Origin of the sequence: Lysobacter sp. ISL-50 (assembly GCF_018612875.1) — a bacterium.
In the GTDB taxonomy this organism is placed as follows: Bacteria; Pseudomonadota; Gammaproteobacteria; order Xanthomonadales; family Xanthomonadaceae; genus Lysobacter.
This window is the reverse complement of record NZ_JAGGRI010000038.1, coordinates 135,548-161,460: the sequence shown is the minus strand read 5'-3', so window position 1 is coordinate 161,460 and position 25,913 is coordinate 135,548. Positions and strand designations below refer to the sequence as shown.

Annotated in this window: 23 protein-coding genes; 7 read left to right on the top strand and 16 right to left on the bottom strand. The window is 66.3% G+C overall.

All coding sequences use genetic code 11. From position 1 onward, the window contains the following. Positions 1–728 precede the first annotated feature (728 nt). From J7J50_RS20610 to J7J50_RS20600, 3 genes are all read left to right on the top strand, one after another. Complete coding sequence (locus J7J50_RS20610; RefSeq protein WP_215057059.1) at positions 729–1,511, top strand: hypothetical protein; 783 nt, start codon at positions 729–731, stop codon at positions 1,509–1,511. Then, positions 1,508–2,506: a matrixin family metalloprotease gene (locus J7J50_RS20605; protein ID WP_215057060.1), complete on the top strand. Its 999-nt coding sequence runs from the start codon at positions 1,508–1,510 to the stop codon at positions 2,504–2,506. Before J7J50_RS20610 ends, J7J50_RS20605 begins: the two co-directional genes overlap by 4 nt. 262 nt (positions 2,507–2,768) lie before the next feature. Then, complete coding sequence (locus J7J50_RS20600) at positions 2,769–2,951, top strand: hypothetical protein (RefSeq protein ID WP_215057061.1); 183 nt, start codon at positions 2,769–2,771, stop codon at positions 2,949–2,951. Between the two features lie 36 nt (positions 2,952–2,987). On the opposite strand, the gene J7J50_RS20595 is transcribed toward J7J50_RS20600, so the two are convergent. After that, a complete protein-coding gene (locus J7J50_RS20595; protein WP_215057062.1) occupies positions 2,988–3,689 on the bottom strand; it encodes a hypothetical protein in 702 nt (233 codons plus the stop codon). After that, on the bottom strand, positions 3,676–5,538 hold the full coding sequence (locus tag J7J50_RS20590; RefSeq protein WP_215057063.1) for a M91 family zinc metallopeptidase: 1,863 nt from the start codon (positions 5,536–5,538) through the stop codon (positions 3,676–3,678). The genes J7J50_RS20595 and J7J50_RS20590 overlap by 14 nt, the downstream gene beginning before the upstream one ends. Positions 5,539–5,950: 412 nt before the next feature. Here J7J50_RS20590 and J7J50_RS20585 point away from each other — a divergent pair, with 412 nt between their 5' ends. After that, on the top strand, positions 5,951–6,295 hold the full coding sequence (locus J7J50_RS20585; RefSeq protein WP_215057064.1) for a hydroxylase: 345 nt from the start codon (positions 5,951–5,953) through the stop codon (positions 6,293–6,295). A 430-nt stretch (positions 6,296–6,725) separates the two neighbouring features. Then, complete coding sequence (locus J7J50_RS20580; protein ID WP_215057065.1) at positions 6,726–8,711, top strand: DUF11 domain-containing protein; 1,986 nt, start codon at positions 6,726–6,728, stop codon at positions 8,709–8,711. 104 nt (positions 8,712–8,815) lie between these two features. Here the strand turns inward: J7J50_RS20580 and J7J50_RS20575 are convergent, their stop codons facing one another. The 4 genes from J7J50_RS20575 to J7J50_RS20560 all read right to left on the bottom strand — a co-directional run bounded on the left by J7J50_RS20575 (position 8,816) and on the right by J7J50_RS20560 (position 14,662). Then, entirely contained in the window at positions 8,816–9,655 is an 840-nt protein-coding gene (locus J7J50_RS20575) for a hypothetical protein (protein WP_215057066.1), read from the bottom strand. A gap of 146 nt (positions 9,656–9,801) precedes the next feature. Continuing rightward, positions 9,802–10,824 carry an RNA 3'-terminal phosphate cyclase gene (gene rtcA, locus J7J50_RS20570; protein ID WP_215057067.1) on the bottom strand — a complete coding sequence of 341 codons (1,023 nt, stop codon included), beginning with the start codon at positions 10,822–10,824 and terminating at the stop codon, positions 9,802–9,804. Between the two features lie 133 nt (positions 10,825–10,957). Then, complete coding sequence (locus J7J50_RS20565; RefSeq protein WP_215057068.1) at positions 10,958–12,199, bottom strand: RtcB family protein; 1,242 nt, start codon at positions 12,197–12,199, stop codon at positions 10,958–10,960. A 912-nt stretch (positions 12,200–13,111) separates the two neighbouring features. Further along, the gene (locus J7J50_RS20560; RefSeq protein ID WP_215057069.1) at positions 13,112–14,662 is read right to left on the bottom strand and encodes a TROVE domain-containing protein; all 1,551 of its coding nucleotides are present in this window, start codon (positions 14,660–14,662) and stop codon (positions 13,112–13,114) included. A gap of 176 nt (positions 14,663–14,838) precedes the next feature. Between J7J50_RS20560 and rtcR the strand changes: the two genes are divergently transcribed. After that, positions 14,839–16,434, top strand: a complete 1,596-nt coding sequence (rtcR, locus tag J7J50_RS20555) for an RNA repair transcriptional activator RtcR (protein ID WP_215057070.1) — start codon at positions 14,839–14,841, stop codon at positions 16,432–16,434. A gap of 45 nt (positions 16,435–16,479) precedes the next feature. On the opposite strand, the gene J7J50_RS20550 is transcribed toward rtcR, so the two are convergent. Continuing rightward, positions 16,480–17,310 (bottom strand): penicillin-binding transpeptidase domain-containing protein, encoded by an 831-nt coding sequence (locus tag J7J50_RS20550; RefSeq protein ID WP_215057071.1) that lies wholly within the window; start codon positions 17,308–17,310, stop codon positions 16,480–16,482. A gap of 245 nt (positions 17,311–17,555) precedes the next feature. Between J7J50_RS20550 and J7J50_RS20545 the strand changes: the two genes are divergently transcribed. Then, complete coding sequence (locus J7J50_RS20545) at positions 17,556–19,394, top strand: ABC transporter ATP-binding protein/permease (RefSeq protein WP_215057072.1); 1,839 nt, start codon at positions 17,556–17,558, stop codon at positions 19,392–19,394. Positions 19,395–19,693: 299 nt separating this feature from the next. Here the strand turns inward: J7J50_RS20545 and J7J50_RS20540 are convergent, their stop codons facing one another. The 9 genes from J7J50_RS20540 to J7J50_RS20500 all read right to left on the bottom strand — a co-directional run bounded on the left by J7J50_RS20540 (position 19,694) and on the right by J7J50_RS20500 (position 25,717). Further along, positions 19,694–20,221 carry a GNAT family N-acetyltransferase gene (locus J7J50_RS20540; RefSeq protein WP_215057073.1) on the bottom strand — a complete coding sequence of 176 codons (528 nt, stop codon included), beginning with the start codon at positions 20,219–20,221 and terminating at the stop codon, positions 19,694–19,696. A gap of 133 nt (positions 20,222–20,354) precedes the next feature. Further along, positions 20,355–20,984, bottom strand: coding sequence for a hypothetical protein (locus J7J50_RS20535; protein WP_215057074.1), 630 nt, complete (start codon positions 20,982–20,984; stop codon positions 20,355–20,357). A gap of 151 nt (positions 20,985–21,135) precedes the next feature. Then, on the bottom strand, positions 21,136–21,618 hold the full coding sequence (locus tag J7J50_RS20530; RefSeq protein WP_251044059.1) for a hypothetical protein: 483 nt from the start codon (positions 21,616–21,618) through the stop codon (positions 21,136–21,138). Between the two features lie 276 nt (positions 21,619–21,894). Beyond that, positions 21,895–22,383: a hypothetical protein gene (locus J7J50_RS20525; RefSeq protein ID WP_215057075.1), complete on the bottom strand. Its 489-nt coding sequence runs from the start codon at positions 22,381–22,383 to the stop codon at positions 21,895–21,897. 123 nt (positions 22,384–22,506) lie between these two features. After that, positions 22,507–23,235: an HAD family hydrolase gene (locus tag J7J50_RS20520; protein WP_251044057.1), complete on the bottom strand. Its 729-nt coding sequence runs from the start codon at positions 23,233–23,235 to the stop codon at positions 22,507–22,509. Positions 23,236–23,339: 104 nt separating this feature from the next. Next, positions 23,340–23,723 carry an EF-hand domain-containing protein gene (locus J7J50_RS20515; RefSeq protein ID WP_215057077.1) on the bottom strand — a complete coding sequence of 128 codons (384 nt, stop codon included), beginning with the start codon at positions 23,721–23,723 and terminating at the stop codon, positions 23,340–23,342. A gap of 364 nt (positions 23,724–24,087) precedes the next feature. Beyond that, positions 24,088–25,245, bottom strand: a complete 1,158-nt coding sequence (locus J7J50_RS20510; RefSeq protein ID WP_215057078.1) for a winged helix DNA-binding domain-containing protein — start codon at positions 25,243–25,245, stop codon at positions 24,088–24,090. Positions 25,246–25,256: 11 nt separating this feature from the next. After that, positions 25,257–25,517: a hypothetical protein gene (locus J7J50_RS20505; RefSeq protein ID WP_215057079.1), complete on the bottom strand. Its 261-nt coding sequence runs from the start codon at positions 25,515–25,517 to the stop codon at positions 25,257–25,259. Between the two features lie 11 nt (positions 25,518–25,528). Next, positions 25,529–25,717, bottom strand: a complete 189-nt coding sequence (locus J7J50_RS20500) for a CPXCG motif-containing cysteine-rich protein (protein WP_215057207.1) — start codon at positions 25,715–25,717, stop codon at positions 25,529–25,531. Positions 25,718–25,913: the final 196 nt, after the last annotated feature.

Here is a 25,913-nt window from a genome sequence, read left to right as displayed (position 1 = left end):
ACCAAATGTGTGGCCATTGTCCGTCGAAAGGGCTTCAAGGCGGTAACTCGGACGTTCCCCACCAAGACCGCCGCCAAAGAATGGGCCGAACGCATGGAGCGCGATCTAGGCGCTCAAGAGGCCCGCGGGGCGTCCGCGAATTTGACAGGTGGGCCCTCGCTGGAGTGGTGGATTGGTACAAGCATTATGTCAAACCGCTGAAAACGGTCAGCAAGACTCAGACCGGAAATCTCACTCGCGTTACCGAAGGGCTCGGGCACATCGTAGCTAGCAAACTTTCGCCGGGTGACGTCGTGGAGTACACGTGGAAGCGCTGACAGGGTGAGCACGTGCCGAAAGGTCAGGCGGTCACGGGTGCAACGATGAGGCGCAGGCGTTTAGCCAGCATTACGAGCTGCAACAGGCCAAAAAACGAGAGCTAGCGCAGCACGGACAAAACCAAAAGCAAACCGATGCCATACGTCCGCAACTCTGAACACCTACCCACTCATTTAGAAAAATACGCGCTCCGTCTCGCCCCTAGCGATGGCACCAGGTAATGATGGAAAGGATTCGCGAAAGCGTGTTCAGACAGCACGCCATCGCGAAATACAACCAACGCCAAGCGGTCCCAGCTTTGAATTCCAGGGCAGGCGCGAAGTGATTGGGCATTGGGTGACACACCTCACATGGAGAATAGTGAAATGTTGCGAGCTTTATTATTTTCGGCCTTAGCGGTCGGATTCTGCGTGTCCACCCCGACATTTGCGCAAGCCAACAAAGCCACGTTAGAAGCTAGGCAGCAAGCGGTACAAAAGAATCAACAAAAGCGTCTCCAAGCGATTACGCGACGCGGCCGACTCACTACCTACGAGCAGCTACTCGGCACAGGCAAAGTACGGATTGCGTCTTCCGCGAGCGCAACCGAGACAGCATCGCGCAGCGCGGCGATCGACCTAGCAGCATTGGGTTTCACGGCGGCCGATGTTCAGGCTTATAAGAAGCGCAACATCAATCTTTTCGATGTGGCCCACAGATTTTTCGAGGGTGTGACTTCTTCATCTGAGGCAATGCTGATGGCCGACACCGTGGTGATTGCAACGGCGGGCGAAGTAAATGCGGGGCGCAGTCGCAGCGACGGATTCTTATCCGAAACCCCCTTCACTGTCGTGAAATCCCTGAAAGGCTCTCGCGCACCGAGTGATGTAATTCTCGTCCCAAGCAACTCCGGTCCTTTGCCGAACGGCAACTATCGGACTAATTCCTCTGACACCACCTTCACGGCCGGAAAAAAGTACCTGTTGGTTCTGTCGAAGAACTGGTATGAGCAGTTCGTCGCGCTGAGTGATAAGCGATCCGAAAGTAACTTCACCGCGTTGCCCTACGACGCCTACGAAGTTGCTGACAACGGCACTCTGCTCCGTCGCTCCCATTCGATGCAAGCTGGCGCCGGCCCCAAAGACCTTCGATCTGTTGAAGTGGATCTGAGCAATCTCCCCCGAAGCAAGGGCAAGATGGGGGGCGCGCAATGAATCACATTCCGCTGCGTATTCTTTTAGTTGCGGGAGCAATGGCCTGGGCGGGGTTGGCCCAGGCCGCGGCCCCCACCGCGGTAGGACATTATGTCCGCGCCTCCGTGATTTCTGGAATGCACAACTCAGTTCCGCCGAACTGCGTCGAGGCCACCACTAGCGCCATCACTACATGGAACACAGTGGGTGCGAACTTCTCTATATTCCCGGACTTCTTAGTCTCCACACCTCGGCCAGACGAGCAAACGGTCGAGTACAACGAAGCGAATATCACCATTGACACGGGGCTCTTTTCGGAGCCCCGCGCCGTCATGGGAACGGCGAGGGACGTCAACCCTACAACAAAGATCATTACCAACTCCGACATCAGGGTAGATGATAGACGCGTGTGGAATCACGACCCGTCCGTCGAGCAGCTATCTTGCTCGACGCTACCCCCTACGATTAACCAAGTTGACTGGCAAACTGTGATGCTCCACGAACTCGGCCATGCTATCGGCTTCTTGCATGACGCAAGCATCGGTTGCGCGATGTACGGGGGTGGATCGCCGGGTACGATGCAGCGCACGCTATGCGCAGATGAGAAGCAGGCGTACATAGACAATTACAAGGCCCTTCGGATCACAAGCATTCCGAATGTGTCAGGGCCTCAGCAAGTCAACATTCCCGCCAAAATCTTCTATGCCGGCACTCCAGTGTTCCCGGTCAAAAGGAGGACGCAAACCATTCAGTGCGCGAGCGGATGGTCATGCAGTGATTACAACGGAAGCTACGCCACCAGCGCCCCTTCCCCGCTGACGTTCAATTTCAAATGCACCCCGGGCGACCCACTGCCTACAGCTACATTCAAGTGGCGCACAACCTTGACCGACGCCAATGGCGTCGTAACAAACGCGGTGGACCATACGAGCACATGCACTAGGCCGGCCGGGTCGCTGAAGGAACGTCCGAGCGGCGAACCGAAGCGAATCAACCGAGTCATTATCACCGACTGACCCACGTTCCTTAGTGCAACCTGATCCGCGTCAACCGTCGCGCCATGCTCTTCGCATGGCGCGACACGTACCAGCCAGTTGCGCAAGTTGTACTCGCCAGCCGGATTACTCGATGACGCAGCTAGATAAGCTCATATGGCACGAATTTCACAACTTCGTCGCCAATCCATCATCGGCGCGACCGACAGGCGCTCGAACACGGCCTGACGCGGCGGCTTGGGGATGGATGGATCGGGAGCGGTCATGGAGGCGAATGTGACGCGTGGAGGCTAATCTCGCCGATAACGGGCTAAGCCGCCTGCCCGAAAGTGAACCGGTCCCGTTTCTGGCCATGGACCGCGCCGGTACGGACGGCCAGCATGAGCCGATCGCCCAGGCCGATCCGATGGTGCTTTCGACCTCTTGGAACCTGTTCCAACAAACCCCGCTCGCCGGTCGGCCATGAAACTCCCGCCTCCGCCGTACGCCGGAATCCCTGAGATCAGCGCCGCCCTACGATCGCAATCGGCGCGGTGCACACCACGCGCTGCAGTTTGACCAGGGCCGGATCGTGATACGTCGCCACGCCGCCGTCAGCTTGTCGCGAACTATGCGGAAACCGTGCGTCGGCATCGATCACGCCGATGCATACGCGCACCGTCGTCGGCGTGGCGATATCGACCGGTGACCGATACGGTTCGAAGCTACGCAACGGCAAGGCAACGTGCGCCGTGCCTTGCAGGCGCTGACCGGGCGCGAGCGGTTTGGCGCCGATCCGGTCTTGCGCCGCGACCGCGCCGTCGGCGGCGAACGCGCGCAGCGCGAGCACGACCGCGCCGTCTTCGCCGCGGCTCACGTAGATGGTCTGTTCGCCGGCGGACTCGTCGTGTTTGAGCGGAGCGACCAGCGCCAGCAACGGCCGTTGCCCGCGATTGAGCAGCGACCATTCGATGTCCAGCCGGGTATTGGCGTCGCGCACCGTGGCGCTGATTTCGACTGCGTCCTCGCTCATCGCCTTCCCCGCGCCGCAGGCGCTCGCTGCGAATACCTGCGCCACCGCCAACAACCCCGTCGCCCAACCTCGCGCGCCACGCCCGGCGGCGCGCGCGCGGCGCGGCGTCGGACCGTCGGCGTTACCGCAACCGGCCTGGATGCCGGTGCATGTCGTCATCGCGATCGGCGCAAGCTCATCAGCGATAGTCATTGCGCGGACCATAGCCCATTTCCTCACGGATCGCATTTTCCGTCAGGGCGGCGGGCGTGTCCGGCGCGGGCACGGCCGGGGTCTTGGGATCGTTGTCGTGATCCACGGGCAGACCGACCGCCTGGCGTTCGGCGTTCTCGATGCCGTCGTCGGACTTATTCGGATCGGCGTCGTCGTGATATTGGCCGCCCGCCCAGTTATCGCTCATCGAAGCGCGAGCGTGAGCCAGTTCGTGATAGAGCACGGTGATCGGCGGCACCCGGCCGTCGTCGTCGTCCAGATGGAAGGCCGGGTTGATCTCGGCGAAACCGTCGCCGCCGGACTGGCCGCCGCCCTTGCCGTTCTCGATGCTCAATTCGCGGATGGTGAGCTTGTTGTCGTCGTCGAACCACAGGAACCCGCCGTCGTTGCCTTGCTTGTCGAGGTCCTTGAGCATCTGCTGCCCGGTCGGCGAGGCGGCCAGGGTTTCCAGATCCGCGCGCATGCGCGCCTGGAACTCCGGCGAGCCTTCGATCTGGATCGTGTCGGGCACGCCGATGATTTCCACGGTCACGGTCTTGGCGTTGTTGCGCGTGGCCTCGTTGACCGAAAGGTTGTCCTCGCCCTGGTAATAGACCGCGTTGGTTCCGTCGAAGTCGCCGACGAAATCGCGGCCGGCGCCGGTGTAGATCACATCGTTGCCCTTGTCGCCGAACAGGCTGTCCTCGCCCTGTCCGCCGGAGACCACGTCCTTGCCGTCGCCGCCGGAGATGCTGTCGTTGCCGAGATAGCCGTCGAGGTAATCGTCGCCTTCGCCGCCATCGACGTTGTCGTCGCCTTCGCCGCCGTAAATGGTGTCGGCGCCCGCGCCGCCCTTGAGCTGATCGTGGCCGGTGAAGCCGTCGAGGTAATCGTCGCCCTCGCCGCCGTCGACCTGATCGTGGCCCGCGCCGCCTTGAACGCGATCGTCGCCCGCGCCGCCATCGACCACGTCCTGGCCTTCGCCGGCATCGATCTTGTCGTCGTCGGCGCCGCCGTCGATCTTGTCGTCGCCGCTGCCGGCCTTGATCGTGTCGATGCCGTCGCCGCCTTCGATCACGTCGTTGCCGCCGCCGCTGCGCGCCGCGATGCCGCGGGACAACAGGCTGAAATCCAGCAGGCTGGAGGAATCGCCGAGATTATCGCTGCCGCTGCCGCCGATCATGCGATCGCTGCCGAGGCCGCCGATGATGCGGTCGTCGCCGGCGCCGCCGTCGAGCGTGTCCGCGCCCGCGCCGCCGGCGATGATGTCGTTGCCGTCGCCGCCTTCGACGCTGAAGTTGACCTGCATGTCCGGCGCCACGCCGATCACGTCGTTGCCGCCGTGGGTGCGGATGGTGATGTGCTCGGCCTGTGCGGCGCTGTAGCGATGCTCCTGGCCGTTGACGTTGACCGTGACATCGCCGGTCTGGGCGTCGCGGCTGACGCGCACGTTGTCGTCGTTGTCGCTGGTTTCGACCGTGACCTGATTGCCCTTCTGGGTGACGCTGCCGCCGGGGCTCTGCCGCGCGTAGTCCTCGCGCACGGTCGCGCTGGCGTGCGATTCGACCGCTTGCTTGACCGTGTCCTTGCCGAACACCGATTCCAGCTTGGTCAGTTGCGGCGCTTCGAGCTTGCCGGCCAGGCCGTTGATGAGGTGTTCGCGCTCGGCGACCGGGAGTTTGTCGACTTCGGTCTTGAGCGCCTTCTGGCTGTCGGGCGTGAGCGCATCGATCTGCTGGCGCGCCTGCTCGGGCGTGGCGGTTTCCAGTTGCTTGACGGTCGGCGGCGTCAGCTCGCGCGTTACCGGCGGCGACGGCGGCGACGGCGGCGGAAAATCGGGGATGGCCATGCCTGCGTCCTTGGGTCATGCGGGGGATGCGCCTGTAATACGCGCGCCACCGGGGCCGCACAATCTCGGGACTACCCTACGTAATGCGCTGCTTTTCCCTGGCTTGGAGCACGAAAGCTGCCGGATCGCGCTTTGTTTCATGACCTCATGCGTCGAGGCCGCGGCAATGCACCGAAACCGCCCGAAATCGAGGTAAAACACTGATTAAAAACAATAAAAATAGAACGTCGGCCTGGCGCCTGAATGTGGAGCCAGATGAGTTCGCGCGGCAGCGGCCGGACGTTGAAATTGCGCTCGAGTTCTTCCATGGTCACGGCCGGACACTCGCGTAAACGTCCGCGGATCATGCCGTTCGAGCACGTGGACCTTCGCCGCGACCCATGCCGTCATCGACCACCGGAGAACCATCGCCATGCAGATCCACTATCTCGAAATCGTGACCAAGCACGTCGATGCCGTATGCGCGGCCTACGCGGCGGCGAATGCAGTGCGGTTCGGCGAGCCCGATGCCGGCCTCGGCAATGCCCGCACCGCGATCATGGCCGGCGGCGGGCTGGTGGGCGTGCGCGCACCGTTGCGCACGACCGAGGCGCCGGTGGTCCGGCCGTATTGGCTGGTGAAGGACATCGAAGCCGCGGTGGCGGCGGTGGTCCAGGCGGGCGGCACGGTCGCGGTCGAACCCACGCCGATACCCGGTCATGGAACCTTCGCGATCTATCTGCAGGGCGGCAACGATCACGGCTTGTGGCAGCTCTAGCCGGTTGCGCGCCTGCATGGGCGCCGGCCGCCTGTCTGCGTGCGCGGCGCTGGCCGCTTTTGCCCGCCGCTGCGATGGCGGGCTGAGGCGTCGTCCAAGCCGGGCCCGCTGCGCGGCCGTCGGCAATCCAGACGACTTGGGGCGCTGAGTTCCGCCTCCTCGCGGCACACGGGCCCTCGACGCAAGCCGCGTGTCCTCCCGCGGCCTTTTACCCGCCGATTTGCGACCCAGCCCCCGGATCGGGATTACCACGCACACTTAAATCACTCTTTTTACCCAAATTTCATCCCCGCAGGCCGATGTTGATGCCGTGCCGGAGCGCATCCATTGGGGACGCCGGCGTGAGTTGGGGATCGACATGTTGATATCGCATCGTGGCCTTCGTGCCGGCTTTCCGGCACTTACGGTTCTGGCCGCGGCGGCGTTGTTCATGTCCAGCGCCCAGGCCCAGTTCAAGGTCACCTCGCCGTTCCGCAACAGCACCGAGGCCGGCTGGACCATCACCGGCACCAACAACACCGGCATCAACGACAGCGGCATCCTGACCGGCGGCTACGGCGCCATTCCCAACAACGTCAACGACGCCAACGGCAGCGGCTGGCTGCGCCTGAGCACCAACAGCAACAACCAGCAAGGCCTGGCCCTGTACACCGGCGGCTCGTTTCCGTCCTCGCAGGGCGTGATCGTCGAGTTCGACTACGTCAACTGGGGCGGCAACGGCGCCGACGGCACCACGTTCTTCCTCTACGACGCCACCGGCACCATGGCCGGCGCCCAGCCCGGCGGCAGCCTGGGCTATTGCGGCGGCAACGGCGGTTACCTGGGCATCGGCCTGGACGAATTCGGCAATTTCTCCGGCTCGCAGCCCGGCGTCGTCGGCGGCTGTCCGGCCAACAGCAGCAGTCCGGGCAGCCAGGCCGACCGGGTGGTATTGCGCGGCCCGCTCAGCGACAACAACCGCTGGCTCTCCAGCGGCGCGGTTACCGGCGGCATCGACACGCCCACCGTGACCACCCGCCCGACCGGCGACCGCCTGCGCGTGGCGCTGCTGCCGAACACGCCGTCGCCGGGCTACACCGTGACCGTCTCGCTCGGCCTGGACGGCACCACGCCGACGGTGCTGCTCAACAACGTCAACTTCCCTTATGCCGCGCCGGCCAATCTGCGCATGGGCTACGCCGGCTCGACCGGCGGCCTCAACAACATCCACGAAGTGCGCAACTTCATCGCCTCGGTGCCGGCCAACGTCGGCATCACCAAGACCGTCTCGGCGCCGCGCGTGCTCCGCGGTCAGCCGGTGACCTACACCGTCGTGGTCAGCAATCTCGACATCAACCCGATCGTCGCCGGCAATCAGGCGCCGACGATTCCGGGCACCGACGCGCCGGACATCGCCGACGCCCTGCCCGCGCAAGTCTCCGGCGCGACCTGGACCTGCGCCGCCAGCGCCGGCTCGACGTGCTCGGCGGCCAGCGGCACCGGCAACATCGCCATCACCGGCGGCTACACGCTCGCGCCCGGCGGCACGCTCACCTTCACCGTCACCGGTAACGTCGCCAACAACGCGGTGTGCAACGCCACCGTGCCCAATACCGCCACCGTCGAGTTCTCCGCGACCGACCGCTTCGGCGACATCGATCCGACCAACAACAGCGCCAGCGCCAATTTCGCGGTGGACTGCATCAACCTGGCGATCGACAAGACCACGCCGCAGACCCAGTTCACCGCCGGCGGCACCGGCACCTACTACATCGCGGTCAACAACAGCGGCAACATCGCCACGATCGGCCAGCTCACCGTCACCGACACCTTGCCGGCGGGCCTCAACGTTCCCGACGGCGCGGTCGCCCTGAGCGGCGCCAACGCCGCCAACTGGGCCTGCACCGCGGCCTCCAACACGCTGACGTGCATCAGCAATACCGCGATCGCGGCGGCGGCCAGCTCGACCTTCGGCTTCACCGTCAACGTGGACTTCGCCGCCTCCGGCAACATGGTCAACACCGCGCGCGTGGGCGGTGGCGGCGACGCCAACTGCCCGATCGCCACGCCCTGCCCCGACCCGACGCCGCCGAGCACGCCGGTGGTGCGTCCGTCGGTGAGCCTGCGCATCAGCAAGTCCGACGTCCCCACCACGTACACGCCCGGCGGCAGCACGACCTATGTCATCACCGCCTGCAACCAGACCGGACCGGACGTAGCCAACGGCGCCACCATCGCCGACACCCTGCCGCCCGGCGCGACCCTGAGCGGCCCGTGGAGTTGCGCCGGCAGCGGCCCCACGCTCGGCACCTGCCCGGCCAGCGGCGGTGCGGCAGGGGGCAACGCGGTATCGGTCACCGGCGTGGTCCTGCCGGTAGGCGGCTGCGTGAGCGTCAGCGTGCCGGTGAGTTTCAGTTCGAATCCGGCGGATTATTGAGGCGATGCGCCCGGGCCGATTTTCGACCCGATCAAACGCTTCTTGTACAGCCGGCCGCGCAAACGCCGCTGCCTCGACCCAGGCCGAGGCAGCGGCTTGCGACCTCAGTGTGCGTTGGCCAGAGCATCCTGCCCGGCGGTAGTAACGGTGCTGCCTATGCCCTTGACCACGCGGCCATCGCAATAGAACGTCACTTCGAAGTAACCGCTGACCAACCGGACCCCGCCATTCGGGCTGAGGCATGCGCCACCTCCGGCTGCGTGCAACTCCGCGAAACCCAGCGCATTGCGGCCCGCATCCGTCGCGGTGCTGCCCATGCCGCTGAGCACCGCGCCGTTGCATTGGAAGTTGGCGCGAAACCCGCCGACGAACTGGGTCAGATCGCCCGCCTGATGCAGGCAAGGATGATTGCCCGCCGCCGCGTCGAGCTGAGCGAAGCCCAGGGCATTGCTGCCGGTATCGGTCGCGGTACTGCCGATGCCGCTGATGATTTTCCCGCCGCACTGAAAGCTGGCGCGGAAGCCGCCGGGATACTTGCCGATGTTGCCGGTGTTCAACAAACAGCTGTAGCCCTTCGGAATGAAAGCGCTGAAGCCGCCCGCGTTCTGGCTGGCATCGGCGAGCGTGGTGCCTAATCCATTCACCGGCCAGCCATCGCAGTAACGCGTCGCGATCGCGCCTCCGTCGAACAATTGCGAGGTCGCCGTACCGCAAGCCGCCGCCGCGGACTCGACGAACCCCATCTGCAGCAGCAGCGCAAACGCCGCGGCGACGAATTTTCCTTTAACGGACATGGTCTTTCTCCTGATGTTTGACGATCGCAATCCCGGTAGCGAATGCGGGATTGCCCAGCGATGTAAGGGTCCGGCAAAGCACCTGTCGAGATTGCGCCCGCCGAATCGATGAATGCGAGCCGCGATGCATGCATCGCGGCTCGCAGCCATGCTATGTAGGGCCGAATTGAAACAGGGGACGAACTGTAAAAAATGACAGTGCCCCGTATTTGCACATCGCTTATGGCTTAGGCAATCCGAACCGGTTCCGGAAAAAATTCCCGTCTCTGCGGCAACGCCAGCAAATCGCAGCGCAACTAAGAGCTGACCGTCACCCGCCAGCAACGCTTATCGACCTGCGCCCAATCGATCTCAACCGGCAGGAACTTCTCGATCAGGCGCGCGTTGCTGGACAGGTGATCGCTGATGAAGGCGGTGGTGAATTCGCCACCGCCGGCCAGCGCCATCGGCAACAGCAACTGGTCCGACAGATGCTCGCCGACCGCGGCGCTGGAGGCCAGATAGCGCTCGACTTTCTTGACCACGCCGATGGCGACTTGTTCGGCGCTGATCCCGCGCTCGCCCAGCGCGTCGAACAACTCGGTGTGCTGCGCATCGCCGCTCACGCGCAGCATCAGCACGTTGCCCGGGCTTTGCGCATCGGCGGCGCGGCGCAGATGCAGGGCGTCCTCGCCCAGGTTCAGGCGCTCGCCGATCACCTGCAGTTCGCGATAGCCGATCTGATCGTGCAAGGCCGACAACAATGCCGTCGCCTCCAGGCGCGGCGCCGGGTCGCGCCGATCGAACGCGCACGGGCCCAGCCGCGCGCCGCCCGCCACGCGCAGTTGCACGCTGCCGCCGCCGGCCGGGAAGAAACCGTGGCGCTGCAAGGCGGACGCGGTGTCCACGCCCATGCGGCGCAGCGCCGGCAGATAAGCCTGCGCGATGAAGTCCGCGCTCGGCGCGAGCGGATTGTAGGTGCCGCCTTCCACGATCAGTTCCGAGGCCTGCGCGCACGACCACAGCGCCGGCAACACGGTCTGCAGCACCAGCGTCGCCGAGCCGGCCGTGCCGATCGAGAAACGATAGCGGCCGGCCTGCACCTGCCCGGGAACGAAGCGCAGCGTGGTCGCGCCCAGTTGCGCGCCATCGACGTGGGCGCGGCCGATCTGCGCCGCCGCGCCGACCGCGGTCAGATGCTGGCGCATCAGGCCCGGGCGCGAACGCTTGGCGCGGATGTGCTGCATCTCGAACGCGGTGCCGGTGCACAGGCTCAGGCTCAATGCGGTGCGCAGCAGCTGTCCGCCGCCTTCCTGCCCGCTGATTTCGATCAATTCCATCTTGCGATCCATGACAGTGAGCGGCCTTGCGGTCGCCCGTACTCCTTATCCATTGCGAACGGTCCGCGCCGTTCGCCGATTTCGATTGCCGCGCGGTGCCGCACGCGAAAACTGATACCTCCCGCGCCGCCGCTCAACCCTTCACGCACACCACCTGACGCAGGGTATGCACGATCTCGACCAGGTCGCTCTGCGCGGCCATGACCGCGTCGATCGACTTGTACGCGGCCGGCGACTCGTCCACGACGTCGGCGTCCTTGCGGCATTCCACATGCGCGGTCGCCTTGGCGTGATCGTCCAGGCTGATGCGCTTCTTCGCCTCGGTGCGGCTCATCACGCGGCCGGCGCCGTGGCTGCAGCTATGGAAGCTGTCCGCATTGCCCAGGCCGCGGACGATGAAGCTCTTCGCGCCCATGCTGCCGGGAATGATGCCCAGCTCGCCCTTGCGCGCGCTCACCGCGCCCTTGCGCGTCACCAGCACGTCCTTGCCGAAATGATGCTCGCGGTTGACGTAGTTGTGATGGCAGTTGACCGCTTCGGCCTGCGCCTGGAACGGCTTGGCGATCACCGTGCGCACCGCTTCGACCACGTGCTGCATCATGATCTGGCGATTGTTGCGGGCGAATTGCTGCGCCCACTCGACCGCGAACACGTAGTCGTCGTAGTGCTCGCTGCCTTCGGGCAGATACGCCAGGTCCTGATCCGGCAGATTGATCATCCAGCGGCGCATGTCCTGCTTGGCCAGCTCGATGAAGTGGCTGCCGATCGCGTTGCCGACGCCGCGCGAACCGGAGTGCAGCATGAACCACACGCGGCTCTCCTCGTCCAGGCAGACCTCGACGAAGTGATTGCCGGTGCCGAGCGTACCCAGATGACTCAAGTGGTTGCTGCGCTCCAGCTTCGGGTGCTTGGCGACGATGCGATCAAAGCCCTCGTGCAGACCGGCCCAGCGCTGCAGCGAGGCCTCGGGCGGATTCGCCCAGGCGCCCTTGTCGCGCTGGCCGCGGCCGACGGTGCGACCGTGCGGCACGGCCTTCTCGATCGCCGCGCGCACTTCGCCGAGCTGGTCCGGCAGATCCTCGGCCATCAGCGTGGTGCGCACCGCGATCATGCCGCAGCCGATATCCACGCCGACCGCCGCCGGCACGATCGCGCCCACGGTCGGCACCACCGAACCCACGGTCGCGCCCTTGCCCAGGTGCACGTCGGGCATCACCGCGACCCAGCGGTGGATGAAGGGCAGCCTGGCGATGTTCTGCAACTGACGGCGCGCCTCGTCTTCCAGCGGCACGCCGCGGGTCCAGTGCTTGATCGGCACCGCGCCCGGCTCGTTGATGACGTCGTAATGGACTTCGGCGTTGCTATTGGCGTTCATGGCCTTGCTCTCTGTGTTGCGGGCCTTGCGGCCCTGCCTCCCGCCGGCGCTCGTGGCCGGCGGGAAAGTGAAGGATGCAGCGTCGCGGTGCGCGCGGCCAGCGCTGTTCAGCGCATGGGGCATTGCGACCGCTCGCGGCGGTAAAGGGCGCGGCACGATGCGACCATAAAAAGCGGAAAGTTGAACGTTGGAGGTTGTAGTTCCGCCCGCATTCGCGTCGTGACGCGCTTGAAACAAAAACCGATGCATCGCGACCAGGTGATGCGGAACATTCTGCGCTCTACCGACTGAGCTACCGTTTCGCAACGGGCGGGATTCGAACCCACGACACCAGGATTAATGTAGTTCCACAAGCATTCGCGATACAGCGGCGAAACGATGAGCGCACGGCTCGAACAGCATGAAACCGGCGCGCTGCGACAAGTTTTTCCGCGAAACGACTTACTCACCGTTCTACCCGGCTGAACTACCGCCTTGCGGCGGGCGGGATTCGAACCCGCGTCTGTGAGTCCCGATGTAGTTTCGCGAGCATTCGCAGTACGACGGCCGGACCGATCCAACCCGGCCCGAACCCACCCGCAAACCCGATGCCCTTGCACTGCGACAAGAAGCGACGAAACGTTTTCCCGCTCTATCCGACTGAGCTACCGCCCTTGCGGGCGGGCGGGACTCGAACCCGCGACCTGGCACGTGATAGGTGTAGTTTCGCCAAGCATTCGCAATACAACGGCAAACTCGAATCCTTCGAAGCCGGCCGGCGGACCCCATTGTCCGCCGGCCGCATCCTGCGCCGCCTCGCACCGGCCTGGCGCGTGCGGCGGACGGGCATCCGCTCCCGTCCTCGCGAACGCGTTCCCTGCGTTCGCGCCGCGGCGCGTCCTTGCGCCCCGGCGGCGCGATCCCTGCGCCGCCTTACAACGGTATCGATCCGATCCGATCGACCCAGCGCGCGGCATCGCTGCCCTGCGCCGCGTAGACCGCCAACAGATCGAACACCGCATCGCTGAAGCCGCCGATATGCAACACGTCCAGCGACTCGACCGCCTGGCTGGTCGCGGTCGGCTGCAAGTCGATGCAGACCAGCCGCGCGTCCGGGCAACGCGCCTTGATCCGCGCCCACTCGCGCATCGTCGCGGTCGCACCGCCGCTGCGGGTGTCGCGCCAGCTCTCGTTGTCGGACACCATCACCAACAGATCGACCTTGGCCTTCTCCCGGTTCAACTGCGCCAACGGCGCGCTCACCGCGGTACCGCCGCCGCACAACGACGCCAACTGCGCCGCCTGGGTGGTGACGCTGTCGCGCGGGTTCAGCCGCAACCGGCGCACTTCGGTGTCGAACGGCATCACCCGCGCGGCCGCATGATTGCGCTGGATGCACGCCGCGATCAGCGCCGCCACGTCCACGCACCGCACCTTGCTGGTCGCGCCCTTGCGGTAACCGCTGATCGACGCGCTCATCGAACCCGACACGTCCACTGCGACCACCACCTCGCCCTGCAGCGCCGGCACCTGGCCGGTCGCGATCTCCATCGCCTTCTGCAGGGCGGCAATGATCGGCGCCGGCAATTCGCCGCCAGCGTGATACGCGCTCAACAACTGGTACGGGAACACGCGGGCATTGCGGATTTCATCGGCGTCGGCCAGACGCGCGGCGATCTCGGTCACCACCGCCGGATCGGCGAACACCCCATGTCGCTGGAAGGTGTTGAGGTTCATGCGCAAGGTCTGCCACGACACCGTGCGCGCCAACTGGGTCCAGTGCGCCACGCTTAACGGCAGCGAGGTGAAGTACTGGAACGGCAGCTTCGGCATCGGCGCATCGGTCGAGCGCTTGAAGGCCTCGAACGCGCGCACCTTGGCCGGCAGCGCCGCTTCGTCGAACGGCTTGCCGATCAGCCACGCATACAGCGCCGCGCGCTCGGCATCGGCCGGCTTGGGATGGACCATCTTGATCACGTCGGCCAGCGAGGGCTGCTGGCCGATCGCCGCGGCCAACAACTGCTCCACCGAGGCGTTGTCCAACCACTGCCGCACCAGGCGCTTGGGCTGCGAACCCAGCGACTTGCGACCGATCCGGCCGCTGCGCACGATCTGGACGAACGTGCGCAGCATGCGGCCGTTATCAATCACCCGGCCGAACGCACGCTCGAACGCGGCGCCATCGCGGGCGGTCAGGCTGGCCAGCAGCAACGCCGGCATGTCCTTCATATGGCCGCGTTGGCGGGTGTGGATCGCGGTCTTGGCCACGAAGTCCGGCTGGACCTGCGCGCACAGGGCCAGGACGTGATCGAGCTGCTCCTCGGCGCTGGCGTAGTAAGTGTTGTTCAAACAGCCGGTGGCCGCGTACAGCGCCAGCGCCGTCTGCGGGCGGCGCACATACGCCAGGCCGCCGGCCTCGTTGCGCGAGGTGGCCGCCGGTGCCGAAGCGCCACGGGCGGAAGCGAAGAGATTGAAGTTGGCCATCGGGGCATTCCGTCTGGGGACTTGCCTGTACCAGAGCAAGTGCCGTGCCAACTTCGGAGACGGAACACCATCGCATTGATTTAAAAGAAATTTACCTGAATACCCATATTCCAATCGCGTCTTTGATCCGGAAAATATCTATACTAAAAGATAAGAATCTATCCAATCGGATCACCATGAAACGCCAAGTAGTGATCGGCATGCTCGGCACCCAGCTCGACGCGGCCGGCTATGGCCCGGGCCGCTGGGAGAAGTGGCGGCCGACCGTGTCGCTGGGCATGCATGAGGATTTCCTGCTCGACCGGCTGGAGCTGCTGGTCGATGAGCACCGCTTCGCTCAACTCGCCCATCAGGTCGGGGAGGATCTGGCCCAGGTCTCGCCCGAGACCCGCGTCCGCCGCCACGACACCTTCCTCGCCGATCCGTGGGATTTCGAAGCCGTCTACGGCGTGCTCGACGACTTCGTGCGCGGTTACGACTTCCGCCCCGAGGAAGAGGACTACTACGTCCACATCACCACCGGCACCCACGTCAGCCAGATCTGCTGGTTCCTGCTCACCGAAAGCCGCCTGTTCCCTGGCCGCCTGCTGCAGACCGCGCCGCCGCGCAAACAAAAAGGCACCGATCCGGGTTCGTATGCGTTGATCGATCTGGACCTGTCGCGCTACGACCGCATCGCCCAGCGCTTCGCCGAGCAGCGCCTGCACGATCGCGACCTGCTCAAGAGCGGCATCGCCACGCGCAATCCCGCGTTCAACCGCATGATCGAGCAGATCGAAACGGTGGCCACGCGCTCGAAGTCGCCGATGCTGCTGATGGGCCCGACCGGCGCCGGCAAGAGTCAACTGGCGCGGCGGGTGTTCGATCTGAAGAAACAGAAGCATCAGCTGCCCGGACGCTTCGTCGAGGTGAACTGCGCGACGCTGCGCGGCGACGGCGCGATGAGCACCTTGTTCGGCCACATCAAGGGCGCTTACACCGGCGCTTCGGCCGATCGCGCCGGCCTGCTGCGTTCGGCGCACCAGGGCCTGCTGTTCCTCGACGAAATCGGCGAGCTGGGCCTGGACGAACAGGCCATGCTGCTGCGCGCGCTGGAGGAGAAACGCTTCCTGCCAGTCGGCGGCGACAAGGAAGTCGAAAGCGATTTCCAGCTGATCGCCGGCACCAACCGCGACTTGCAGTTGTCGGTGCTGGAAGGCCGCTTCCGCGAGGATCTGCTGGCGCGGCTGAATCTGTGGACCTACCGCCTGCCCGGCCTGGCCGAGCGCGCGGAAGACATCGAGCCCAACCTGGATTTCGAACTCGAACGGCATTCGCGCGAGAACCACCAGCGGGTCATGTTCAACAAGGAAGCGCGCGAACGTTATCTCGCCTTCGCCCGCGGCGGCGATGCGAGCTGGAGCGGAAATTTCCGCGATCTGGGCGCCTCAGTGATGCGTCTGGCGACCCTGGCCGAAGGCGGACGCATCCGCATCGATCTGGTCGAAGAGGAGATCACGCGCCTGCGCCGGCAATGGCACGGCGCGCCGGCGCAGGCCTCGGCGCTGGAGCGCGTACTCGGCGAAGACGCCGCGCGACTGGACCGTTTCGAGCGCGTGCAACTGGAGGACGTGCTGCGCGCGTGCGCTCAGGCCAAAAGCCTGTCGCAAGCCGGCCGCGAATTGTTCGCGGTGTCGCGCGCGAGCAAGGCCAGCAGCAACGACGCCGACCGGCTGCGCAAGTATCTGGCGCGGTTCGGGCTGGATTGGGAGCGGGTGAAGGCGCGGGACTGAGGCGACGGCGCGGATCGTCCGCGCCGCCGTTCGCGCGCAATTGAGTTAGAGCGCCCCGCCGTTGCGCAACTCGGCCGCCGCCAGCACCGCCGCGGCATTGCGCGGCAGACTGCGCGGCCCGGTCACGCAGCTGACGAAGACGAAGCGGCGGCTGCCGCGGTCGATCTGGCCGACCTGCCAACTGATCGCTTCATTGCCGACCACCAGCGAAGCGCTCTTGCCGATCACCGAGGTGTCGCCGATCCGCGGGACGCGCACGATCGCCACGCCGTTGCGGCCGACCATCACTTCCGGCGGCTGGCCCAGCATGGCCTGCACTTCGGTCATGGCCTGACGGCTGGCCGGCAATTCGTTGCGGAACAGGCGGCTCAGGAAGTGCATCTGCTCGCTGGGCGAAATCTCCAGCGAACCGCCGTTCCAGTACTCGCCGCCGCTGCGGGTGTCGGCGTTGCCGTAGGTGAATCGGCTCAGGTACTCGCCCATGCGGCCGGCACCCAGGTTCTGCACCTGTTCGCGCGCGTCGCCCGGCGGCGCATAGCCCAGGGCCGCTTCGAGGTTCTGCGCGCCGCGGGTCGCCGCGTTGCCGCGCACCACACCCGCGTCCAGTCCGGCCAGGTTCGCGGCGATCTCGAAGGTCTCTCCCGGCGCGACCCGGCGCGCGCAGCCTTGCGCGGGCGAACGCCGGACTTCGCCGCCGTTGACGTCGAACAGCAGGAAACAGGCGCTGAGCGACGGTTCCTTCGGCTGCGCGGCCGGATCGGGAAAGACCTCGAAGTCGCCGGGCGGGCGCATCTGCTGCGGCGCGGCGACGACGGCGCCGACCCACAGCGTCACCACGGACATCACGGCGGCGAATCCGCCTTTCACGGCTGTCATGCCTGCATTGCTCCTTGCTCGGATACGGCTGATCGACTGCGGCTGGTTCCATCGTTAGCCCGGCGGCCATGCCGGCGCGGCGGGATCGTACAGGCACGGCGCCTTGCGGCGACACGCGGCCGCACCCAGGATGCCACGCCTCGCCCGCGCTTTTCGAGCGCGATCCCGCAGTCGCGCCGCCTTCGGCTTGACCGCAAGCGCGCTTGAGGTTCTATCCTCAGCCGCCACCGCCCGCCAAGGACCGCATGACCGCCATCCCGCCCGTCGAGACGCCCGCCGCCGACCACCCCACCGACGGCGCCGCGCCGGTCGCGCGCGCCAGCGAGCGGCGCAGCGAATGGTCGGTGATCGCCTCGCTGCTGCCGTACCTGCGGCCCTATGTGGGCCGGATCGCGCTGGCGCTGGCGATGGTGCTCGCGGCCAAGCTGATCAATCTGTACGTGCCGCTGGCGCTCAAGCATCTGATCGACCGCCTCAACGTGCCGGTGACCCCGCTGCTGTTGCCGGTCGGCCTGCTGCTGTCGTACGGCATCGCGCGCATCGGCGTGACCTTGTTCACCGAACTGCGCCAGGTGGTGTTCGCGCGGGTCATGGCGCGCACCTCGCGCCAGGTGACCTTGCAAGTGTTCAAGCATCTGCACGGACTGAGCCTGAAATTCCATCTCGCCCGCCGCACCGGCGGCGTCGCCCGCGATGTCGAGCGTGGCGGCAGCTCGATCGCCGAACTGCTGGACTGGACCATCTACACCATCATCCCGGTCTTGCTGGAAGTGGCGATGGTGACCACGGTGCTGGTGTGGATCTACGACTGGCGCTTCGCCGCCGTCGCGATCGGCACCCTGGTGCTCTACGGCGCATGGACGTTCTCGGTGACCGAGTGGCGCACGCGTTATTACCGCGCGCTGGTCGAGGCCGACACCCGCTCCAACGAGCGCGCGGTGGATTCGCTGCTCAACTACGAGACGGTCAAGTACTTCAACAACGAAGAGCACGAAGCGCGCCGCTACGACGACAACCTGCGCCATGTGGAAAATTCCATGGTGATGTCGATCAAGACCCTGGCGGTGCTCAATCTCGGCCAGAGCCTGGTGGTCGCGCTGGGCGTGACGGCGATGATGTGGCTGGCCGCGCACGGCGTGGTCGAGGGCACGATGACGGTCGGCGACCTGGTCCTGGTCAACGCGTACCTGCTGCAGCTGTCGGCGCCGTTGTTCATGCTCGGCATGATGTACCGCGAAGTGAAGCAGGCCCTGACCAACATGGAGCGGTTGTTCGGCCTGCTCGACGAACGCCAGGACGTGCGCGATGCGCCCGACGCGCAGACGCTGACCGCGGCGCAGCCCAGCGTGGCCTTCCGCGATGTGCGCTTCAGCTACGACACCCGCCGCGAAATCCTGCGCGGCATCGATTTCGAGATTCCCGCCGGCGCCACCGTCGCGGTGGTCGGCCACTCGGGCTCGGGCAAATCGACGCTGGCGCGGTTGCTGTATCGCTTCTACGACATCGACAGCGGCGCGATCGAGATCGACGGCCGCGATCTGCGCGCGCTGACGCAATCCTCGCTGCGCGGCGCGATCGGCATCGTTCCGCAGGACACGGTGCTGTTCAACGACACCATCGGCTACAACATCCGTTACGGCCGGCCCGAAGCGCAGGACGCCGACGTCGAAACGGCCGCGCGCGCCGCGCACATCCACGACTTCATCGTCGGCCTGCCCGACGGTTACGAAACCCCGGTCGGCGAGCGCGGCCTCAAGCTGTCGGGCGGCGAGAAGCAGCGCGTGGCGATCGCGCGCGCGTTGCTCAAGAACCCGTCGATCCTGATCTTCGACGAAGCCACCTCGGCCCTGGATTCCAAGTCCGAACGCGCGATCCAGGACGAACTGGACCGGCTCGCGGTGGGCCGCACGACCCTGGTGATCGCGCATCGCCTATCGACGGTGATGGATGCGGACCAGATCCTGGTGATGGACGCCGGCCGCATCCTCGAACGCGGCACCCACAGCCAGTTGCTGGCGATGGACGGGGTGTATGCGCAGATGTGGGATCTGCAGCAGCGGCAGGAAGACGAAGTGGTCGCTTAGACCTCCCTCTCGCGCTCCCTCTCCCGCTCCGTCTCCCTCTCATGCTCCCTCTCCCGCTTGCGGGAGAGGGCTGGGGTGAGGGATGAGCGCCGCAGGCGCGAATGCTGTTGCCTGGATTCCGCGCCGGCCCGCGCACCTTCAACCCAACCCCACCCCGGCCCAAACGCATAGCGTTTGGGCGTTCGCGGACGTGTGAGCCAGTGGCTCGCAAGCAACGTCCGCTCCCCCCGCGCCCCGAAGGCAGTCACCTTGGGTGGCAAGCGGGAGAGAGGCTCAATCGGGGTTCCATCAACCGGTGATCACGCCGCCGGATCGGGCTCCCAGATCATGTACACATCGGCGCGCTGATAATGCGAGCCCGGCCGCGGCGCCGGGTGATGGCGGAAGCCCACGCTTTCGTACAGTTTCAGCGCCGGCCCGAGTTTCTTGCTCGACTCCAGGAACAGCTCGCGCCCGCCCATCTGCACGAACGCTTCGATCGCCCCGCGCATCAGCTTGCGGCCGATGCCGCCGCCGCGCAGCGCCGGTTCCACCGCCATCTTGGTCAGCTCGACCAAGCCGTCGTCGTAACGCAGCAGGGCGACCGTGCCGAGCACGCGATCGCTGTCGTCCACCGCGAACAGCACCCGGCCGCCGCCGTCGAGCAGATGGGTCTGCGGATCGCCGAGCACTTCGCGATCGACCGGTTCGACCTTGAACCAGCGTTCCAGCCATTCGATGTTGAGGCGAGCGAAATCCTCGCGCCAGCGCGGATGGAAATCGACGATGCGCACCTCGCCGACGATCTCGATCGGGACGGGGTTGGCGGAAGAGGACGAGTCGTTCATGGGCCGATGATAGCCGCCGAAAGGCCTGCCGGCGCCACCTGGATGGGCGAAGCTTCGCGGCGACGATACGCACCAACGAAAGCGGCGGCCTCGCGGCCGCCGTCGTTCGGATTCACATCAAGTGGCGCAACGCTCAGCCCTGCCCCGGCGCCTTGCCGTGGCCGCGGTTCGCCGGCTTGGCCTTGTCCTTGCCGCCATGGGCTTTTTCGCCGCCGCCCTTGCCGGCCTTGCTCTTGGCCGGCGCGGCATCGGCGTAATCGCGATACGGGCGATTGGGAAAATCGCGGCGCAATTCGCTGTCGATGACGATCGGCCGGCCCCAGCGGTCGTAGGTCGGCACGAAGCCGCGCTTGAGCTTGTGGAACTCGCTCGAACCGGGCTTCACCCCGAGCCGCAGCGCCACCCCGCCCCAGCCTTCGACATGATCGCGGTCCCATTCGTCCACCACGTAGCGGCAGGGACGGCCCAGCACCTGGGCGATCGCGCAGGCGTAGTAGACATCGCCTGGCGTCCAGCGGCGGCGGTCGAGCAGATCGCTGACCAATTCGCGCGGCGCGCCGTAGTAACGCACCATCTCGTCCACGAACGGTTCGCGATAACGCGCGCCATAGCGGCTGATGTCGCCCAACCACGCATCCACCCAGCCGTCGCCGCTGCGCGGGTCCCAACCCGCCGGCAGATCCTGCGCGTGCGCGGACGCACCCAGCAAGGCCGCGATGGACGCGGTCAGGGCGAAGAAACGGGTCTTGAGTTTGTCGGTCATGGCGGGCTCCCTCGGACCGTCGGTCCCATGGCGTCTGCGATCGCGCAGCGGGCGGTGGCTATCGACTCAACTCACTAGATCGGGGGCGATGCGCCCGGATCAAACCGCGGGGCGCGCGCGCGTTCATCCGGCAGCCACCGAGCGCGCCGCGTCAGCGCGAAATCGTGAACTTGCCGAAGGCCACGCCCAGATCCCAACCCTGGCCGGTGCCGGCCAAGGCCAGCGAGACCTCGCCCTTGGTCATGACCTGGGCCTTGCTCGACCTGGACGCGCCGGCATGCGCTTCGGCGGTGGCGTAATTGCCGAGGGTGTCGCTGATGCCGTGCACGCCGGAGAACTCGCCGGTGCCGTGGTCGATGCGCGACTTGCCCACGGTCAGGCCGCCGCCCTTGGCGCTGATCTTCACCGCCATGCTCTGGCCGTTACTGCAGCTGATGGTGCCGCGGCCGGAGGAGGTCTTGTAGAACACCGACCAGCCGGACATGGAGAACTTGAGCTTGCAGGTGATGGTGCCGTGCGCCGACGCCGCGCCCGGTACCGCGATCGCCGCCAGCAGCAGCGCCGCGAGCAGCGCGCGCGGCGCGCGGCGGCGGGAAACGGTATGGATGGCGGAACCTTCGCTATCGATGCGCATGGCGAACCTCACGGGATCTGAGCTCACAATTATGGGAACGCTGCCGCGAACGGCGGCAGCAACGCAAGCGCAGGCTACCACCGCGCGATGACCGCGGCGCCTGTCGGCTCCGACAGTGGCAGCGGCATCGCCGGCCCAACGCTTCGGTCGAACGCGCCGACCGAAACGGCGACGGCGCCATGGGGCGCCGTCGCGGGGGCGAGGGTGACGGCCGGAACAGCTCAGCCGGCGCACGGATCACCGGCGTGAATCAATCGCCCCGATCAGAGACCTGGATCAATCGTCGTGGCGCCAATGGCCGTTACCGCGGCCGTTGCCGTGACCGCGTCCGTCACGGCGGTCGTAGTAGCGATTGTCGTAACGGTTGTCGTAACGATTGTCGTAGCGGGCGTCGTAGTACGTGGTGCGGCACTTGCCGTGGCGGTTGCAGTCGCGGTCGTAATAGCCGCGATTGTTGTCGTAGCGGTTGTAGCCGTAATAACGCGGCGGCGGCGCCGGGCGGTAGCGGTAATCGACGTAGCGCGGGACGTTGCGGTAATAGGTCGGGCGGCCCCAGCGGTCGCGGACCACGACCAGGCGGTCGGCGTAGCCGTAGTTGCCGTAACGGTAATAGGGGGTGTTGTTGCGCACGATCACGTCGGCGATATCGACGATCACGCGGGCCAGCTGATCGTCGGCACGGGCCGGCGCGGGCAACGCCGTCGCCACCGCGCCGAAACCGGCGGCGAGTACGACGGGTGCAAGCCAGCGAGAGAAAGCGGTCATGGCGGGGCTCCTGGGACGCCTGCATCGTCGGCAGGCACGGTGCGACTGTGAGCCCGCGACAGTGAACCGGTTTTTAATGATTCCGCCCGGGCGTCGCCGCCGCCGGATCGCGTGAGCGGCCGTTCAGTTCGCCGCGATCGCGGCCAGCTCGCGCACCGTCCGCGGCAGCTGCGCCGCCTGCTCGACCCGGCGCAGGCGCGGCGCGTCGGCGGCGATGTCCGCCTCGTTTTCGTGCGCCCAGGTGGTGTGATACGGGACATGAATGCCCCAGCCGCCCAGCGCCAGCACCGGCGCGATGTCCGAGCGCAACGAATTGCCGACCATGACGAACTGCGACGCCGGCAGATCGAACTCGCGCAGCAGGCGCGCGTAGGTTTCCACGTCCTTCTCGCTGACGATCTCGATGCGCCGGAACAGGTTGGCCAGCCCGCACTGCCTGACCTTGGCTTCCTGATGGAACAGATCGCCCTTGGTGATCAGCACCACCTCGAACTCGGCCGCGATATCCGCCACCGCTTCGGGAATGCCCGGCAGGATCTCCACCGGATGGCGCAGCAAGTCCTTGCCCAGCTCGACGATGCGATGCAGATCGGCCGCGCTGATGCGCTGGCCGGTGATCTCCACCGCCGCCTCGATCATCGACAAGGTCATGCCTTTGACGCCGTAGCCGAACACGCCGATGTTGCTTTTCTCGATGGCGTACAGGCGCTCGTGCAGGCGCGAGTCGTGCAGATCGACGTAGGCGCCGACGATGCGCTCGAAATCGAGCTGGGCCTGGTCGAAATAATCCTGGCTGCGCCAGAGGGTGTCGTCGGCGTCGAAGCCGACCATGCGGATGGGGGAAGCGCTCATGCCGGCATTATCCCGCATTGCCGCGCGCGCGGACAAAAAAAGGGCGGCCGAAGCCGCCCTTCACACAACGCAGGAACTCCTGCACCCCAAGGGCGCGGCCGGAATCAGCCGCCCTTCTTGCCGCCACCGTTGGATTGGACCTTGGCGACGTAATTCTTGTATTCGTCCGGCGTCAGCGAACCGTTGGCGTCGGAATCGGCCTGATCGAACACCTGACCCAGCGCCGGTACCGCGGCGGCCTCGGTCTTGCTCAGATTGCCGTCCTTGTCGCCGTCCACGTCGGACCAGCTCTTCTTCTGCGGAGCCGCCGCCGGCTGCGCGGCGGTGGCCGCGCCGGTGTCCTGCGCCGCGCTGGCCGCGGTCGCGGCGTCGCTGCTCGGCGGCGCCTGTTCGCCGGCCGATTGCGCGAAGGCGAGCGGCGCCGACAAGGTGGCGGCCAGAGCCATCGCGAGGATCATCGGCTTGCGGGACTTATGCTTGAAATTCATGTCGGTTCTCCTGGAATGAATGTGCTGAGCCGCGCGGTTGCGTTACCTGGGACTGGTTCGGCTTGTTCGCGCAGTGGGGCTTACCGCACGGCCCCAACCTTGCCCTCGCGCTTGTGAACGAAACGGAGCGCGCGGGTGTTAAAGCTACGTTCGCTTAACCACAGCGCGGCGCGCACGCGTTAGGCCGGCGGCCACTTGGGCGCGGACAGGCCGCAAAACGTGACCTGCGCCGGTAATTGCACAGCGCGCGGTCGGCGCGAATTCGCTGAACGCAACACAACCTTTACGAATGCGCCGGTCAACGGCGCCCGCCGCGCCGCGGCGGCCGGTTTCGAAAGCCCGGTTGACCGGATTGCGACCGCGGTTACTTGCGCACCGCCGCGAACCGCACCTCGCGCCGCGTCTGCTCCGGCGCGGCCACGCTTAGGCAATCTTCGGCCTCGGTTTCCAACGCGGCGCGGTCGGCCGCGCTCAGGCGCTTGAACGGGGCGATCGTCAAGGTCGCCAGCGCGGCCTCGCGCTGCAATTTCCACACGCCGCCGACGAAACCGTCGATCAGCACGGTCGCGGCGACCAGCCCGTTGCGGGTGAACACCGATGCGCGCCGCGATTCGGGCAGAATCCGCGCCCGCTGCGCATGCGCCAGCAGCACGTTGTCGAATTCCGGCAACAGCCGCGGCGGCGCCGGCGTGTCTTCGTGCGGGCGCGGCGCATCGGGCAGATCGAACAGCTCGGTGCCGTCTTCATCGCGGAACACACGCAATCGCGGACGCAGCCGCTGCAGATGCTGGCGCGTCGCGGTCAGCCCCGACCACACGCTGGCGTCGCGCGCGCTGGCCGGGCCGAACGCGCCCAGGTAACGCAGCAGCATCGCCTCGATCGCGGCATCGTCGGCTTCCTCGGCGATGGCCGCGCCGAGCCAGTCCTGCGCGGTCGCGAAGCTGGCGGCCTTGTGCGAATCCCAGATTCCGGCCGGCGGCACGTGCACGAGCGGCTCGACGCTGCGCACCAACAGCGCGAGTTCGTTGCTGTCGTGCGCCGGCCAATGCGCGCTCAGGGCCGCGCCCAGCGCGGTCGCGCTGAGCGGCTGCTCGCGCAAGGCGTCGGCGCCGGCCCGGCGCACCGTCGCCAGATCGAGTCCGTCGAGGGCCTTGGCGTGCGCGCTTTGCATCGACAGACGCCGCAGCACCGGCTGCAGCACCGGACGCAAGGCGCGGTAGTCGTCCGCGCTGACCAGATGCAAGGTGCCGCGCATCATCGTCGCGCGCACGATCCGGCGCTCGTGCATGGCCTGCGACAAATCGTCCAGCGAAAATTCTTGCAGGCGCGTCCACAGCCCAAGGTACGGCGGGTTCGGCGCCTGTGCCTGCAGCCCGATCAAGCGCTCGATCATCTGCAGCGGCGATTGCACGCTGCGTTCGAGCAAGGACTGCCGCGCGAGCAGGGCGCGATTGAGCGCGCGCACGCGCAAGACCTCGCCCTCGCCGCCTGACGCCGCGGCGGCGCGCGGTTTGACCGGCATCGTCCGCGGCCTCAGCGCGGCCGCGGGCAACGCGGCGGCCAACTGGCGTCGTCGCGGCCGTCGCGCCACAGGAACAGTTCGCCCGACTGCTGGTCCTTGGGACCGCGCGAGAACAGCATCGAATGCCCGTCCGGCGACAGCAGCGCGCCGATCTCGCTGGCGATGCGCGGCGGGCTCCATTGCTGGACGCTGGAGCCCGCGGGTGCGGTGGACGCGGCGTGGGCCGCGAACGCGCAGGCGAACACGGTCAACACGAGCGCTGAAAAATGCACGCGCGCACACCTCATGCCTCGTCCTCGCCGAACACATCCACGCGCGGTTCGCCGTCCTCGTCCAGGCTGACCGCGACCACGATCGGGCGGCAGCAGACCTGGCAGTCTTCGATATAACGCTGATCGCCGGCGGAGTCGTCGATGACCAGTTCGATCGGTTCGCCGCAATACGGGCAGAAGACTTCGGCGCTCGGCAACATGGCGGACTCCGGCAGCGGTGGCTGACGCAGGATGCGGCGCGAAACCGGCCGCGTCCAGTGACGTTCTTCATTCCTGGCGGCCATGGCGCAAACCCGGTCGCGGCGAAAATCGGGCCGGCGACGCGACGCCGCGCGCAGTCGGTTCAGCTGCCGAATTCCTGCTCTGTCCGCGCGCCGGCGCCGCTGGTCGCGACAA

Excerpts from the sequence above, each read along its gene's own strand:
- J7J50_RS20585 (WP_215057064.1), top strand. The coding sequence starts at position 5,951 with ATGCAGATCCACTATCTCGAAATCGTGACCAAGCACGTCGATGCCGTA.
- J7J50_RS20515 (WP_215057077.1), bottom strand. The coding sequence starts at position 23,723 with ATGAATTTCAAGCATAAGTCCCGCAAGCCGATGATCCTCGCGATGGCT.
- J7J50_RS20605 (WP_215057060.1), top strand. The coding sequence starts at position 1,508 with ATGAATCACATTCCGCTGCGTATTCTTTTAGTTGCGGGAGCAATGGCC.
- J7J50_RS20535 (WP_215057074.1), bottom strand. The coding sequence starts at position 20,984 with ATGACCGACAAACTCAAGACCCGTTTCTTCGCCCTGACCGCGTCCATC.
- J7J50_RS20500 (WP_215057207.1), bottom strand. The coding sequence starts at position 25,717 with ATGTTGCCGAGCGCCGAAGTCTTCTGCCCGTATTGCGGCGAACCGATC.
- J7J50_RS20510 (WP_215057078.1), bottom strand. The coding sequence starts at position 25,245 with ATGCCGGTCAAACCGCGCGCCGCCGCGGCGTCAGGCGGCGAGGGCGAG.
- rtcA (WP_215057067.1), bottom strand. The coding sequence starts at position 10,824 with ATGGAATTGATCGAAATCAGCGGGCAGGAAGGCGGCGGACAGCTGCTG.
- J7J50_RS20560 (WP_215057069.1), bottom strand. The coding sequence starts at position 14,662 with ATGGCCAACTTCAATCTCTTCGCTTCCGCCCGTGGCGCTTCGGCACCG.
- J7J50_RS20575 (WP_215057066.1), bottom strand. The coding sequence starts at position 9,655 with ATGGCTGCGAGCCGCGATGCATGCATCGCGGCTCGCATTCATCGATTC.
- J7J50_RS20565 (WP_215057068.1), bottom strand. The coding sequence starts at position 12,199 with ATGAACGCCAATAGCAACGCCGAAGTCCATTACGACGTCATCAACGAG.
- rtcR (WP_215057070.1), top strand. The coding sequence starts at position 14,839 with ATGAAACGCCAAGTAGTGATCGGCATGCTCGGCACCCAGCTCGACGCG.
- J7J50_RS20540 (WP_215057073.1), bottom strand. The coding sequence starts at position 20,221 with ATGAACGACTCGTCCTCTTCCGCCAACCCCGTCCCGATCGAGATCGTC.
- J7J50_RS20545 (WP_215057072.1), top strand. The coding sequence starts at position 17,556 with ATGACCGCCATCCCGCCCGTCGAGACGCCCGCCGCCGACCACCCCACC.
- J7J50_RS20550 (WP_215057071.1), bottom strand. The coding sequence starts at position 17,310 with ATGACAGCCGTGAAAGGCGGATTCGCCGCCGTGATGTCCGTGGTGACG.
- J7J50_RS20580 (WP_215057065.1), top strand. The coding sequence starts at position 6,726 with ATGTCCAGCGCCCAGGCCCAGTTCAAGGTCACCTCGCCGTTCCGCAAC.
- J7J50_RS20590 (WP_215057063.1), bottom strand. The coding sequence starts at position 5,538 with ATGGCCATCCCCGATTTTCCGCCGCCGTCGCCGCCGTCGCCGCCGGTA.
- J7J50_RS20520 (WP_251044057.1), bottom strand. The coding sequence starts at position 23,235 with ATGAGCGCTTCCCCCATCCGCATGGTCGGCTTCGACGCCGACGACACC.
- J7J50_RS20525 (WP_215057075.1), bottom strand. The coding sequence starts at position 22,383 with ATGACCGCTTTCTCTCGCTGGCTTGCACCCGTCGTACTCGCCGCCGGT.
- J7J50_RS20530 (WP_251044059.1), bottom strand. The coding sequence starts at position 21,618 with ATGCGCATCGATAGCGAAGGTTCCGCCATCCATACCGTTTCCCGCCGC.
- J7J50_RS20595 (WP_215057062.1), bottom strand. The coding sequence starts at position 3,689 with ATGACTATCGCTGATGAGCTTGCGCCGATCGCGATGACGACATGCACC.